The following is a 396-nucleotide window of genomic DNA, read 5'->3' on the forward strand; positions in this document are numbered from 1 at the left end:
GCTGCGCACACTGTTCCCGGCGCCGCCGCCGGCCTCGCCCTGACCGCGCGTGGCGCGGCGCCGCGCGACGTGTGAGGATGCGGTAGCGACGCCACCCGGGTACGTCGCCCGCAACGGGAGAGTGTGGATGCAGCGTGTGCGTGGATGGAGTGTGGCGGCCTGCCTGGCCATGGGGGGCTGTGCGATGTCGGTGGCGCCACCGGCAACTCTGGATGAAGCGAAGGAAAGCGCGGCCACCGCCGCGCAGGGCGTGGTGCTGCCGGATACCGAGGCGCTGCGCGTGCACGACCCGGTGGGACGCGATTACCCGATCTGGGTGGCGTTGCCGGCCGACTACGCCGCACATCCGGAAAAACACTATCCGGTGCTGTACGTGACCGATGCGCTGTACAGCTT

General features: G+C 70.2%; 1 protein-coding gene. It reads left to right on the forward strand.

Annotation, left to right across the window (positions count from 1 at the left end):
* Positions 1-127: 127 nt before the first annotated feature.
* On the forward strand, positions 128-396 hold a 269-nt coding region (locus tag D7X12_RS42155; RefSeq protein ID WP_208719663.1), incomplete at its 3' end, for a hypothetical protein.

The organism is Corallococcus sicarius (genome assembly GCF_003611735.1).
GTDB classification, from domain to species: Bacteria; Myxococcota; Myxococcia; order Myxococcales; family Myxococcaceae; genus Corallococcus; species Corallococcus sicarius.